13 protein-coding genes are annotated in these 13274 nt (G+C 40.5%); 9 read left to right on the plus strand and 4 right to left on the minus strand.

Annotated features, from left to right (window positions below):
* Positions 1-52 precede the first annotated feature (52 nt).
* On the plus strand, positions 53-661 hold the full coding sequence (locus tag CVN76_RS30010; protein ID WP_100534184.1) for a class I SAM-dependent methyltransferase: 609 nt from the start codon (positions 53-55) through the stop codon (positions 659-661).
* A gap of 87 nt (positions 662-748) precedes the next feature.
* Here CVN76_RS30010 and asnB read toward each other — a convergent pair whose 3' ends face one another.
* On the minus strand, positions 749-2638 hold the full coding sequence (asnB, locus tag CVN76_RS30015; protein WP_100534185.1) for an asparagine synthase (glutamine-hydrolyzing): 1890 nt from the start codon (positions 2636-2638) through the stop codon (positions 749-751).
* Positions 2639-2914: 276 nt separating this feature from the next.
* Here asnB and CVN76_RS30020 point away from each other — a divergent pair, with 276 nt between their 5' ends.
* Positions 2915-3133 carry a hypothetical protein gene (locus CVN76_RS30020; protein ID WP_157805840.1) on the plus strand — a complete coding sequence of 73 codons (219 nt, stop codon included), beginning with the start codon at positions 2915-2917 and terminating at the stop codon, positions 3131-3133.
* Positions 3134-3340: 207 nt separating this feature from the next.
* On the opposite strand, the gene CVN76_RS30025 is transcribed toward CVN76_RS30020, so the two are convergent.
* A complete protein-coding gene (locus tag CVN76_RS30025) occupies positions 3341-4057 on the minus strand; it encodes a GntR family transcriptional regulator (protein WP_061142807.1) in 717 nt (238 codons plus the stop codon).
* A gap of 286 nt (positions 4058-4343) precedes the next feature.
* Here CVN76_RS30025 and CVN76_RS30030 point away from each other — a divergent pair, with 286 nt between their 5' ends.
* The 5 genes from CVN76_RS30030 to chbG are packed head-to-tail and all read left to right on the plus strand — an operon-like array spanning position 4344 to position 8438.
* Positions 4344-4652: a PTS sugar transporter subunit IIB gene (locus CVN76_RS30030; RefSeq protein ID WP_100534187.1), complete on the plus strand. Its 309-nt coding sequence runs from the start codon at positions 4344-4346 to the stop codon at positions 4650-4652.
* Between the two features lie 4 nt (positions 4653-4656).
* Positions 4657-6006 carry a PTS sugar transporter subunit IIC gene (locus CVN76_RS30035; protein WP_100534188.1) on the plus strand — a complete coding sequence of 450 codons (1350 nt, stop codon included), beginning with the start codon at positions 4657-4659 and terminating at the stop codon, positions 6004-6006.
* Positions 6007-6022: 16 nt separating this feature from the next.
* A complete protein-coding gene (locus CVN76_RS30040) occupies positions 6023-6370 on the plus strand; it encodes a PTS lactose/cellobiose transporter subunit IIA (protein WP_100534244.1) in 348 nt (115 codons plus the stop codon).
* A complete protein-coding gene (locus tag CVN76_RS30045) occupies positions 6367-7710 on the plus strand; it encodes a 6-phospho-beta-glucosidase (protein WP_100534189.1) in 1344 nt (447 codons plus the stop codon). The genes CVN76_RS30040 and CVN76_RS30045 overlap by 4 nt, the downstream gene beginning before the upstream one ends.
* Positions 7707-8438, plus strand: coding sequence for a chitin disaccharide deacetylase (chbG, locus tag CVN76_RS30050; protein WP_100534190.1), 732 nt, complete (start codon positions 7707-7709; stop codon positions 8436-8438). Before CVN76_RS30045 ends, chbG begins: the two co-directional genes overlap by 4 nt.
* Positions 8439-8512: 74 nt before the next feature.
* Here the strand turns inward: chbG and CVN76_RS30055 are convergent, their stop codons facing one another.
* Together CVN76_RS30055 and CVN76_RS30060 are read right to left on the minus strand one after the other, a co-directional pair.
* Positions 8513-9694 carry an NAD(P)/FAD-dependent oxidoreductase gene (locus tag CVN76_RS30055; RefSeq protein WP_100534191.1) on the minus strand — a complete coding sequence of 394 codons (1182 nt, stop codon included), beginning with the start codon at positions 9692-9694 and terminating at the stop codon, positions 8513-8515.
* Positions 9695-9733: 39 nt separating this feature from the next.
* Positions 9734-10165: a DUF1641 domain-containing protein gene (locus tag CVN76_RS30060; RefSeq protein ID WP_397251631.1), complete on the minus strand. Its 432-nt coding sequence runs from the start codon at positions 10163-10165 to the stop codon at positions 9734-9736.
* A gap of 740 nt (positions 10166-10905) precedes the next feature.
* Here CVN76_RS30060 and CVN76_RS30065 point away from each other — a divergent pair.
* Positions 10906-11361, plus strand: a complete 456-nt coding sequence (locus CVN76_RS30065) for an SMI1/KNR4 family protein (RefSeq protein ID WP_100534192.1) — start codon at positions 10906-10908, stop codon at positions 11359-11361.
* Positions 11362-12042: 681 nt separating this feature from the next.
* On the plus strand, positions 12043-13274 hold a 1232-nt coding region (locus CVN76_RS30070), incomplete at its 3' end, for a Spo0B domain-containing protein (RefSeq protein WP_100534193.1).

A 13274-nucleotide genomic window follows, 5' to 3' on the forward strand; every position in this document is an offset into this window, starting at 1 on the left:
GTTTTTAGGTAGAATCCCATTAGTGAAATAACTATAAGGGAGGTGTATATCCATGAAGGAAGCGCAATATGATGAACTGCTTAATATTAGAACAGAAGGCGAACAAAAAAAATTCTATCAATCCCTGCATTATCACCGTTATGAGCCAACACCATATATGGCATTGGAGCATTTATTCGAAAATTATGAACTCGGCAGGCATGATCGCATTGTCGATTTTGGAAGTGGGAAAGGACGATTGAATTTTTTCATCCACTACTTATACCAATCATCCGCAGTAGGCGTGGAGATGAACGAACAATTTCATAAAGAAGCAATCGGGAATCTGAAAAGTTATCGAAAGAAGTGGAAAAATAACAATGGCAACATCGAATTCAGCTGCTGTTTGGCACAGGAATATGAAATTGATTCAAGGGATAATCGGTTTTATTTCTTTAATCCGTTTTCCATCCAGATTTTCATGAAGATCATCAATAATATCATGGTTTCTTATGAAAAAGAACCGCGCCAAATTGAACTGATTCTCTATTATGGGTCACAGGATTATTATTTTTTCTTGGAAAATCAAACCTTCTTCGAGCTGAAGCAAGAGGTGGAATTACCAAGCATGACTGAAGCGAATCCTTTTGAGAAATTTGCCATCTATCAATTATCGATATGACTTCCTGGTCGAGCATGTAAAAGCCCTCAAGCAGATGGATGGCTTGAGGGCAAAATCTATAAAACAATGAATGCACTAAGTGAATGCTTAATTTACAGCATATTGTAAAGTCCTTTGTGGTTGAAGCTCATCTTGCTTTTCTATGTATATTTGATGCCATATCATGAAAGTTAAAATGGTCCATAGTTTTCGACTGTTATCCATTTTATCATTGACATGATTTTCAAGTAATTGCATGATTTGTTGTTTGTTAAAAAGGTAATCAGTTTGGCTCTCATGGATCAGCTTCACTGCCCAATCGTATAATTCATCCTTTAGCCAATGTCGTATAGGAACTGGGAAGCCAAGCTTCTTTCTGCTCCAAACATGTTCTGGTACGATTCCTCGGGCAGCTTTTCGGAGCATATATTTCGTCGTTCCATTTCTGATTTTTTGATCCGTGCTCAATTTTGAAGCCGTGTTGAAAACACGTGTATCCAGGAATGGAACTCTTACCTCTAAAGAATTCGCCATCGACATTTTATCAGCTTTCAATAAAATATCACCTTTGAGCCATGTCTGAATGTCAATGTTTTGCATTTGTGTAACCGGATCATAGTCTAATGAGCTTGAATAAATGGGGCTGGTCACCTTTTCGTTTTCTAACCCATTCAGATAATTCACGAGTAATTCCTTCTTCTCTTTCTCATTGAAAATATTTGCATTTCCGATATATCGATCTTCTAATGCTGTAACCCCGCGCTCTATGAAACTCTTTCCTTTAACGCCTTCTGGCAATACGGAAGAAAGGGTTTTTAACACATGGTTAAGCGGAGTTGGAATATAGGAAAACATTCGCAGGGAATGCGGCTCCCGGTATATATTGTATCCGCCGAATAACTCATCTGCTCCTTCCCCGGACAAGGCGACTTTGACGTGCTTTTTAGCTTCCCGCGCGACGAAATATAGCGGGACGGCAGCAGGGTCCGCTAAAGGGTCATCCATATGCCAAATGATCTTGGGAAGTTCGGCCAGGAATTCTTCAGGGCTTATGATATAACTTATATTCTCTAGATGTAAGGCGGCAGCCGTTTCCTGTGCAACGTTTATTTCACTATATCCATCTCTTTCAAACCCAACGGAAAAAGTTTTGATTTTCGGGTTGATCTGTTTGGCGATGGAACAAATGAAAGATGAATCAATGCCCCCCGAGAGGAATGAGCCAACTGGCACATCACTTCTCATATGTACGTTCACCGAATCGATTAAAGTCTCCTGGATTTCTTTCGTGACTTTTGAATCTTCCATATTGGAAGGATGGAAGGTGGGGTGCCAAAACTTGGTGATATCCATTTTCTTTCCGGGCTCTTTAGTGAAATAATGCCCAGGCAATAGCTTTTTAATGTTTTTGGATAAGGTGGATGGTTCGGGAACATATTGAAAACTGAGATAATGCTGTAATGAATCCACATCAAGCTCCTCACTCATTGTCGTCAAGATGCTTTTTTTCTCCGAAGCAAAATATGTAACCTCATCTTGTTCACAGTAGAAAAACGGTTTGATTCCAAAGTGGTCCCTTGCTCCAAACAGTTTTTCTTCAATCTTGTCCCAAATGACAAAAGCGAACATACCGCGCAAGCTTTGAACGGCTTGCTCTTTTAGGCTGCTGTAAAGTGCCAGGATCACTTCCGTATCAGAATGCGTCGTAAACTCATATCCGCCATCAATAAGCTCTTTTCTCAATTCAATATGATTATAAATTTCGCCATTAAAGATGATCCAATATCTTTCATTTTCATATGAAAGAGGTTGGTTGCCATTCTCAATGTCGATTATACTCAATCTTCTAAATCCGAAATTCACGAAATCATCTAAAAAATATCCTTCATCGTCCGGACCTCTATGGGTGATGATTGTGTTCATTTTCTTGATCGTATCTACCATATTTGAATTTATGGCTTTTGGATATGTTTGAATGTATCCAACAAAACCGCACATGAAATCCACCTGCCTATTTATTAATTGATTATAAAAAAATGATTTCCTAGTGACTTTTCATTTATAAAGGGATAGTAAAATAGATTCACAAAAATATAATTATATAGATATATTGTATCTATTTTACTAGAGTAGATTATTATGATAAATTTGTCAAATGCAACCCAAAAATGAATTAAATTGTAAAGGTTTTAGAGGAAGGCGATGGTCCTAAATCGGAAGGGAGAGAAGGGTATCTTCGTAGAATGCAAAATAATCTTTGAGAAGGAGAGCTTTTTGAAAAATAGAGGTCCGTTTTTACTGTTACACATGATCGAAATTCTCATGGCCATTAGAAGGGGACAAAAAGGAGAAAGGTCCAAAATATCGTATACGATGTCGATCATGACAATCAGGACAATGACATGGGAACCCCATGCGCAGGAAATGATTAAACCGGAAAGGATTTATGCACAGCTCCATATTGTAGTAGCTAAAAAATCGGACGCAGGTTGATTAAGGTACTTGCGCATATAGGTTGAAGAGCAGGAAAGAGAGCGTTACAGAGCCTTGGAGATCCATTCATCGAAAAGGAAATAAACTGCGTTATGTTGCAGGGAACTTGCATTATTCCGATTCAAGGCAATGAAATTCTGAACAAGTATGATAGTTAAATCAGCAAAAAGCAGACATTCAATTGATTGTCTGCTTTTGTTTTTTCGTTCAGTAGTTCCGTTCAATGACAAAGTGTGCACGATCGCCCCTGAAGAGAGTTTTGGAGAATTCGATGACTGAACCATCACTCTCATATGTGTAGGTTTCCAAGGAAAAACAAGGTGAACCGTTGGGTACTTCCAATTTATCGGATATGGAGTCATCGGCAAGTGAAAATTCCAAATGCTCGACCGTTTTTTTCACTTTTAAATTGAATTGTGTTCCAAGTACTTCAAAGAGCGATTTCTCACATGCCTCAATATTCAGCCCAGGTGTTTTATACCAAGGAAGGTAGGCGATTTCATATTGAAGAGGAACATCGTTCACGTAGCGTATACGCTCCAGCTTATTTACTGGATCTCCAATATTTTGTTTGAAAAGTTTGGCAAGTGTAGCGTTTGCTTCAATGACCTTCAAGCTGATGACCTTTGTGGAAGGATTTTTGCCTTGCATCGTGACTTGCTCGGAGAACTTTTCAACTGTACTTGTAAGGAATTGCTTCACTTTATTTTCCGAAACGAAGGTCCCTTTCCCCTGAACACGATAGATGTAGCCCTCGACGGTCAATTGCTGTAAGGCCGTACGTACTGTCGTCCTGCTTACACCGTATATTTTACAAAACTCCGCTTCAGTCGGTAATTTAGTATTCGTTTCATATTCGCCATTTTTTATGAGATCGATGATCGATTCCTTGACTATGGAATGCAATGCCGCTTCTTTATTCATGGTCTCCACAGTGATTCCCCCCATACTCATTCCTATATATACATATAGATTATCTCGGATAAGTACAATAATCAACTGATAATCGGTAATTTGTCATAACAAATAAAAAATTGTGTTGATATTTTTTTAATTTGTAACTACAATAGATATATGGAGGTAATAATACCCATTTCCAAAATACTGGTAGAGGGGTGGATACAAGGCAAGAGTGTCATAATCAAAAAAAGCAGTTTCATCAATATTATAAAAAACTGAATAATCAATCATTATAAAGGGGGTAATGTCAATGAATATCTTATTATGCTGTTCGGCGGGGATGTCCACTAGTTTATTAGTTACCAAGATGGAGGAAAGTGCAAATAATCAAGGAGTCGATTGCCATATTTGGGCGGTTGGATCGACGGAAGTGAACAATGAAATGGATAAGGCCGATGTGATTCTTTTAGGACCACAGGTTAGATATCTCCTTTCCAAGTTACAGGAAGCGGGAAAAGAAAAGGGTATTCCTGTCGCAACCATCAATCCGATGTTCTATGGACTGTGTAATGGTGAAGAAGTGCTAAAGCAAGCCACTACTTTAATTAAGGGAGAATAAGGATATGATGACTTTTATTGATAAGTATATTATGCCTGGAGCTGTAAAAGTAGGAAATAACCGGCATCTGCTTGCGATTCGTGACGCATTGATTGGAATGATAGCGATTACAATGATCGGCTCATTTGCGGTCCTGTTTAACAATCTAGGGCAAGTCATCAAGCCTTATGGAAGAATGATGGAGGCCATATTCGGTCCCGCATGGAATACACTTGGCGGTGATATTTGGTTTGGCACCTTCGCATTCATGACGGTATTCGCTGTATTTGGCATTTCTTATAAACTAGCAAGATCTTACGGAGATGATGGCTTTGAAGCGATGCTTGTATCCGCGGCCTGTTTCTTCCTATTATTGCCTCAAATCGGCAATGTCACTTTAACCATTGATGATAAAGCCGTTACAGGCGGCGCGTGGGGATTTGTAAGCGTTAACTATTTCAATGCTACCGCCCTATTTACAGGAATCGTCGTTGCCTTGATTGCGACTGAAATATTCGTTAGGCTTTCACGAGTGAAGTATTTGGTCATTAAGCTGCCCGATGGAGTACCTCCAGCTGTCGCCAGGTCATTTGCCAAGTTAATTCCTGGCATGGCCACAATCTTTGCCGCGGGCTTGTTCGGATTGTTATTCCGCAAGGCTACGGATGGTCAGGTATTGAATGATTGGCTGAGCAAAGTAATCGTATCTCCCTTACAAAGTGCTGTAGATTCATTACCATTCGCAATTTTATTAGTATTTCTTGTTCATTTATTATGGATGATTGGTTTGCACGGACCAAATATCCTTGGCGGGATAACAACACCGCTTTTTGAAAGCTCGGGAGTGAAGAATATCGATTTATATGCAAAAGGTGTCAAAGATATGGACCAGTACGGCGTATTGGCAGGGTCTTTCCTGGATGCCTTTGTCTATTTAGGAGGATCTGGTGCAACATTAGGTCTTATCATTGCCATGATCATTGCAGGACGGAAACGATATAAACAGATGATTGCACTCGGTGGGGCACCAGGGGTGTTCCAGATTAATGAACCGATTCTTTTCGGATTGCCTATCGTCCTGAATCCAATGTGGTTCATTCCTTTCGTCCTTGGCCCGGTAATTACGACGGTGATCTCCTATTTAGCGGTAAGCAGCGGCTTGGTTTTTCCGATTGTAGCCAAGATTCCTTGGGTTACGCCTCCAATCGTGGGAGGATTCCTGGCAACTGGGGGGCACGTATCCGGAGCAGTATTGGCAGCTCTCAACTTAGTCATTTCAACAGCGATTTATTTACCGTTCGTTTATGCACAGGTGAAGATAGACTCAAAAAATAAAACAGAGCTTACAAAAGATTCAGAAACGTTAAGCGTATAAGAAAGCAGTGATGAAAATGGAAAAAGAAGAATTATACCAGTTATCCTTTCAATTGATTTTATATAGCGGGAATGCAAGAAGCTTTGCGATGGAAGCGATGCAGGAAGCAAAGAAAAGAAACTTTGAATCAGCACGTTCAAAGATTGCCGAGTCGGAATCAGAACTGCTGCAAGCCCATAAATATCAAACACAATTAATCCATGCCGAGGCAGGAGGAGATCATTTCGAACTCCCGATTCTCCTGGTCCATGCACAAGATCATCTCATGACAGCGATGACATTGAAGGATCTTGCGATTGAAATGATCGATATACGCGAAGAATTCATACATGGAGCTGCTGTGAAGGAGGGAACTGCCGAATGAGCAAAGGGTTGAAGATTGTTACGATTGGCGGAGGATCAAGCTATACGCCAGAGTTGATCGAAGGTTTCATTAAATATCATGGAGAGCTTCCTGTGAGTGAAATTTGGCTAGTTGATATTGAAGCGGGTAAGGAAAAGCTTGAAATCGTCGGGGATTTGGCTAGAAGGATGATTGAAAAGGCTGGAGTGAATATAGAAGTCCACCTGACATTGGACAGGAAGAAAGCGCTTAAAAATGCAGATTATGTCACGACGCAGCTCCGGGTTGGCCAGCTCGCTGCCAGAGCTCTTGATGAGAAGATTCCATTGAAGCACGGAGTCATCGGGCAGGAGACAAACGGACCTGGTGGGCTTTTCAAGGCTTTTAGAACGATTCCCGTCATTCTTGATATAGCCCGTGAGATGGAAGAGGTTTGTCCGGATGCATGGCTAATCAACTTCACCAACCCTGCCGGAATGGTAACGGAAGCGGTTCTGCGTCACAGTAATATTACCAAGATCATCGGGCTTTGCAATGTCCCGATTGGCATGGAGCGAGGTGTGGCGGATTTGATGGGCGTCGAGCCCTCAAGAGTCAGGATCGACTTTGCCGGCTTGAACCATATGGTATATGGCTTGGATGTATTCGTTGATGGGGAAAGTGTCAAGGATCAAATCATCAATCTGATTACAGATCCTGCAAAAGCCGTCACGATGAAAAATATCCATGCAATGGGATGGGAGCCGGGATTCTTAAAGGCCTTGAATCTGTTTCCATGTCCGTACCACAACTACTATTATAAAACGGGGGATGTGCTTGCCCAAGAGTTGAAGGATGCAGAAAATGGGGAGACACGTGCTGAGGTCGTCCAAAGGCTTGAAGCAGAGTTATTCGAGCTATATAAAGACAAGGATTTGGCCATCAAGCCGCCGCAGTTGGAAGAGCGAGGGGGAGCGTACTACAGTGATGCTGCAGTGAGGCTGATTTGCTCGATGCATACGGATAAATGCGATATTCAAGCCGTCAATACCGTCAATCATGGTTCCATTGAAGGCATTCCGTATGAATCGGCCATTGAAACCAGCTGTGTAATAACGAAGGACGGTCCAAAGCCGATCAATGTCGGAAAGCTTCCAGTGGCTGTGCGGGGATTGATTCAGCAAATTAAATCGTTCGAACGAGTGGCCATCGAAGCCGCAGTCACTGGGGACTATGACACTGCACTGCTTGCTTTGACGATTAATCCATTAGTTCCAAGTGATCGGGTTGCAAAACTTATTCTCGATGAAATGCTAGAGGCGCACAAAGACTATTTGCCTCAGTTTTTCAAAAAAAAGGAGTTGCAGGATAACTTATCATGATTGAAGTTCTTATAAATGCAGATGATTTCGGGTTAACTAAAGCGGTGAATTATGGAATTTTGGATAGCCACAAATATGGAATTGTCAATTCGACGACGATCATGATGAATGCGAACGCGACGGAGCATGCTATAGAAATCGCCAAGAAAACCCCCTCTTTGAAAGTGGGTATACACTTAGTGCTGACATGGGGGAAACCTTTATTGAGCGATGTGCCGAGCTTGGTCGATGAAGATGGGTACTTCAAGAAGCAAGGAGTGGTATACGGCAATCCCGATGATATATCCTTGGCTGAATTGGAGCGCGAGTGGTCAGCGCAGATTGAAAGATTTTTGGAATTCGGGCTGTTTCCAACGCATTTCGACAGTCATCACCATGTACATGGGATAAAAGCCTTCCTGCCGGTTATTCAAAGGCTGTCGGAGAAATACCGTTTGCCGATGCGTAATGCGGGTGAACAATTTTCTTGTATGCAAACCGTTACGGATCTATTCTTTGATGACTTTTATGGAGATATGGTTGCAGAAGATTACTTTCAGAACTTAAAGGGAAGGGTAAACGATGGAGCAAGTGTGGAAATAATGACTCATCCGGCCTATCTTGACGAAGAATTATTTTCTGTTTCCTCCTACAACGATAAACGTTTAAGGGAAACAAGCATTTTGACTAAGGCAAAATTGCCGGAAGGATATTTCCTTAGGTTCAGCATCAATCAAGTTAAGATCTGAATGTATAAACGAAAATCCATCACAAAAAGGACCATTCATTTGATGAATGGTCCTTTTTGAAATGATTCTTTATTTTAGTAGGCCAAGCTATATAGCGCTTTGATGTGTGATAGGTAGCGGATATTGCTTGCTTCCTTCATCAAAGTGGCCGGCAGGCCTTTCAGGGATGTGTTATTGGCTCCGACGGTTGCCACGGCATCCTTACGGCCAAGGCTCGCAAGCGTACCTGAGTTTACAGGCGTGAATACTTCAAGCTTCTTGCCTTCGAAGGCTGCATAGAGGTTATACCCGACAAGCTCACCCATTTGCCATGCGTTTTGTGCAGTTGGCGCGTATGGACGTCCGCCTTCTGGAGGGAAAGCAAGGGCGCTGTCACCGACAACGAATACATCCTTATGTGATGTCGATTGCAGGTATTCATTAACGGCTGCTTTGCCGCGATCGACTTCAAGACCTGATTCGCCGACGATAGGAAGAGCCGCAACCCCGCCTGTCCAAACAAGCGTATTGGCCGTGATCGTTTGTCCATCCTTCAATTCGATTTGGTTGCCTTTGACACCCGTTACAGGAAGACCTGTCAAGAATTCGACGCCGCGTGCTTCCAAGGAAGACATGGCCCGGTCGATTAGCGGATCAGGCAGCACAGGAAGGATTTTTGGACCAGCTTCAACAAGCTTGACTTTCAAATCCTTGAAGTCCACGCCGAATTTCTTGGCGATTTTAGGGAAATGATCGACGATTTCACCAATCAGCTCGACGCCAGTCAAGCCGCCCCCGCCAATTACGATGGTCGCATCGGCTTCATTTTTCGTTTGGGCATATTCACGAATGCGATCTTCGATATGCTTGTAAATTTGGTTGGCATCTTTCACCGATTTCAAGACCATGCTGTTTTCTTCAAGACCTGGAATGCCGAAGAATCCTGTTTGGCTTCCTAGTGCCACGACAAGGGCATCATAGGATAAAGTGGAGCCGTTGGAAAGCTTCACTTCTTTTTTATCAACGGAGAAAGACTCCACTTTTGCAATGGCAAGGTCGATATCTTTTCCTTTGAAAAGTTTTTCCAAAGGAATCGAAACAGCTTGTTCTGAAATCGAACCGCCTGCAAGACGGTGCAACTCAGTGATGATTTGGTGGGTTGGAAATTGGTTCACCACGGTAACCTGCACTTCATCCTTGTTGTAATATTCACGTACGGACAACGCAGATAGTAAACCAGCGTATCCGGCACCTAAGATGACGATTTGTTTTGACATAGTTAATCCCCCGTTCTTACTGTTTGTATGTTTTAGACATTATTTTTGGTTTTTACGTTCTGAAGAGACTTCCAGGAACGCTTGCGCGAAACGGAAAAGCTTTTGTGCCTCCGGGTCTTTCATCATTTTTAACAAGCCAAAAAGACCGATTACATCATGATTTGCTTCTGCGCGATCCTTCGCTTCGATTGCGGTGGCCGCTAGACCTTTCACGGAACCGACCACAGGTGTCGCGATTTCCGAGATCGCACTGACGGTATCGTTTTTCAGGACATCATCCGTTGCCACCGATTGAGCGAAATCATAAGACTTTGTTAAAATATTCACTAATTCAGTCAGCTTTGGAAGCTGATCGACTAAAGTATTGAGGGATGCCTGAACCTCAGGCTTTAAAAGCTGATCTAGGATATCCAATTTTTCTTGGTTTGCAGAAATACTAAGTGCATCATGTTCAGGTATTGATTTTGACATTACATCTACCATATCTAATTCCCCTTTAATCTAAATTTAATTTTGTTTATATTTTTCCGCCGATACTACTAATCATACGACTCTGATCTCTTAATTTCAAATGAATTTTACTTGATATGACTATAATTTTAGCTTGTTTATGAAGAGTGATCGGAAGGTAATGGGAGGTACCTACCATTCTGAGGTAATTTTGCAGCACTTCTCATTACCATGCCTTTATAAAGAGATTTCATAGGATATATACAAATATAATAGTAGGTTAATGGTGACTGTGGTATTTATAGAAGGACGTATCAAGAAAATAGTAATATTTATTATATTCATAGAGTGGGGCAGTTACATATTTCCCTTTTCATAAGTCTGCTTGTTGCATTCACATTTTTACAAACCGTCCCCGGATTTTATCCTCGTTAGGATGCCTGTCTTTTTTTCATGCAACATGGACTTATCGATGAAGAGGTCGTCCTTTTCACCTTTTATGGATAAGCATGGCCAAGAAATGAAAAAAATATCTGAAAATACAGAAAAAATGGTAAAATTATGTTAGTATATTTAAAAAAAGTGGTATGTTTAAGATTCTAATGAATAATTTATTCTTCAAGGAACTTCATCGGTAAAAGAACGTTTAATTCTTCAGTTAAGACGGGAACGATGTTTCAATAGGTTTCGATGAAAATGGATTCGGGAATGGAATTGTCGGGTTGGAAGTTGCGACTATATAATGAAATGGAGTTGGTATAATGGTTAATATTACCGGATATGGAAAATCGACACAAGAAGCAGTGGATGGTTTTCAGGAAATTGTCGGATTTGAAATTCCTGCAGATTATAAACAATTCCTCCTTAAGTATAATGGCGGCATATCTGAGGTGCAAAACAGCAAGTTTTATGTAGATACATTGGATACCCTCGTTTGCTTGAATGTTCTCTACGGATTGGGTCTTGAGGATCAAGGGCTGGATTTACGGAAATGGCACGAAGAAAATAAAGATGATTTACATAAAAATTGCATCATCATTGGTAATGATACGTGTGCCGGCAAGATATTGCTGATAAATAACGAAGAGGAAAAGGGAATATACTTTTGGGATCAAGGTTGGTATTCGGATCCTTCCAGCCAGGATGAAAATATTTATAAAATTGCCGAGAGTTTTCAATCCTTTATCGAAGGGCTGAAAATCCCGGAAGAAATCTAAATAATAATGAACCCCTTGATTGGCTCAGACCTTTCAAGGTTTTTTATTGGAATTTACAAGCTAAGTGAAATAAGTGGCGTAAGTTGCAGAAGAAGGGATTTGTGAAAGAAATCGATGCCTATGGTTTTTGAACGGAATTGTGTGCAATTTTAGATATGGATTTCTTTATGTTCCATTCACCTTAAATGGAACGCCATTCGTGTTCATTAAAGGCCACCAGATATCGGTCCATATGACCTATTGCTATTTTATGATTTTATTTTTGCGAAAAGGTGTTGCAATCGAGAAGAAAAACGTTACATTTGATGGGATGTAAAGAGAAAATATTGAAATATTTTCATCTAAAGGGTAAAATTATATATTTAAAAAGAAAAATATAAAATTATTTTTCTTCTTTTCTTCCTTTTTAAAATAAATATATAGTAAAATTATAATCGTTTGGAAATAATATATTTTAATGGAAATAATTAATATAGACATTCAGCTTAGATTAGCATGTAAAAAAGTTAAAGAACCAAAAAAAATGTGGGTATGTTGTTAGTTATTTCAAAACTTATAGTTTTATTTACCTGCTGTTGAAGCGAGACGTGGATATTTCTCTATATGTTTGTTCCTTTATATAGTAAACTCAGAATAGGTTCGTTAACTTTTAACTGCTAGAGACGAGGTACTTTTAAATCTATGAAAAATAAAAAGTTAAGGGCATTTTTTTATTTGACCATCCTTTTATTAATCGCTTTCATTCTTCTGAATATGTTTTCTACTTATTTAAGTATTAAAAATTCTGTTCAAAAATCAGTGGCAAACCAAAACTTGGTAGCTGCCAGATCCATTGCCGACTCTATGGATGTAGAGGCCTATGAGCGATTTCTCGATAACCAAGTAAAGAGCCGGGAATATAAGGATATTAAGGCTTACTTAGAAGATGCAAGGGAAAAAATCGGGGCTTTGTATGTTTACACCATCATGGTCGATAATCCCAAAGTGTCAAAAGCTATGATTACTGGATTTTCTAGAGATCATAAAGGGGATTTTCCCATAGGCGGAGTGTGTACCGTCCCTCCAAAGCAGGTCAGACAGGCCTATCAAGGCAAAAGCTTCATTACCGGGATACTGGATGATCCGGAGTATGGCGATTATTTGACTGTGGGGGTGCCAATCAAAAATAAAGAAGGCTCCATCATAGGCTTTTTAGGGATTGATGTAAGTGCCGAGAATATAAACTCCATTAATGGAAAGGTATTAAGAAGCAGTATTGCCATCCTCGTTTACAATGGAGGCTTTGTTATCATGCTGCTGGTTACCTTTTTTGTCGTTCAAAAGTGGTATCAAAAAGAACTGACGCGTGAAGTCGGGGATACGGAGGATACGTATCAATCGGAATTTCAATCGCTCATAGCTTCAGTTCGTTCATTAAGGCATGATTTTTCCAATCATATTCAGGTTATACATGGTCTCCTTAAATTGAAGGAGAATGATAAAGCCCTCGATTATTTAACAGGTCTATCAAAAGAGGTGCATTCCCTCGAATCGATGAAGCTGGATGTAAGTCATCCGGGCCTGTCTGTACTGTTGGAGACAAAAAAACTCTCGGCCCAAAATTATAACATCGATATTGAAATCGATGTTTCACCTAACTCGTTTAACAGGGTGAAAACGATCGATTTGATTAAATTATTGTCAAATGTCATCGATAATGCCATTGAAGCAACGGTTGAATTGCCAGAGAATGAGCGTCGAATGAACATTGCCTGCATAGCTGATGAGGAAAAGTATACCTTTAGGATCACGAACACCGGGCCTATGATAGCGCCCTTCGATCAGGAAAATATATTCATTAGCGGATTTTCAACCAAAAAGCCACAAAAGGGCAAGGTTCGCGGTCAAGGTTTATTCATCGTAAAAGACTTGGT

The sequence above is a fragment of the Bacillus sp. mrc49 genome, from assembly GCF_002803435.1.

Coding starts and splice junctions, on each gene's coding strand:
- CVN76_RS30010 (WP_100534184.1), top strand. CDS start 53: ATGAAGGAAGCGCAATATGATGAACTGCTTAATATTAGAACAGAAGGC.
- asnB (WP_100534185.1), bottom strand. CDS start 2,638: ATGTGCGGTTTTGTTGGATACATTCAAACATATCCAAAAGCCATAAAT.
- CVN76_RS30025 (WP_061142807.1), bottom strand. CDS start 4,057: ATGAATAAAGAAGCGGCATTGCATTCCATAGTCAAGGAATCGATCATC.
- CVN76_RS30030 (WP_100534187.1), top strand. CDS start 4,344: ATGAATATCTTATTATGCTGTTCGGCGGGGATGTCCACTAGTTTATTA.
- CVN76_RS30035 (WP_100534188.1), top strand. CDS start 4,657: ATGATGACTTTTATTGATAAGTATATTATGCCTGGAGCTGTAAAAGTA.
- CVN76_RS30040 (WP_100534244.1), top strand. CDS start 6,023: ATGGAAAAAGAAGAATTATACCAGTTATCCTTTCAATTGATTTTATAT.
- CVN76_RS30045 (WP_100534189.1), top strand. CDS start 6,367: ATGAGCAAAGGGTTGAAGATTGTTACGATTGGCGGAGGATCAAGCTAT.
- chbG (WP_100534190.1), top strand. CDS start 7,707: ATGATTGAAGTTCTTATAAATGCAGATGATTTCGGGTTAACTAAAGCG.
- CVN76_RS30055 (WP_100534191.1), bottom strand. CDS start 9,694: ATGTCAAAACAAATCGTCATCTTAGGTGCCGGATACGCTGGTTTACTA.
- CVN76_RS30060 (WP_397251631.1), bottom strand. CDS start 10,165: ATGTCAAAATCAATACCTGAACATGATGCACTTAGTATTTCTGCAAAC.
- CVN76_RS30065 (WP_100534192.1), top strand. CDS start 10,906: ATGGTTAATATTACCGGATATGGAAAATCGACACAAGAAGCAGTGGAT.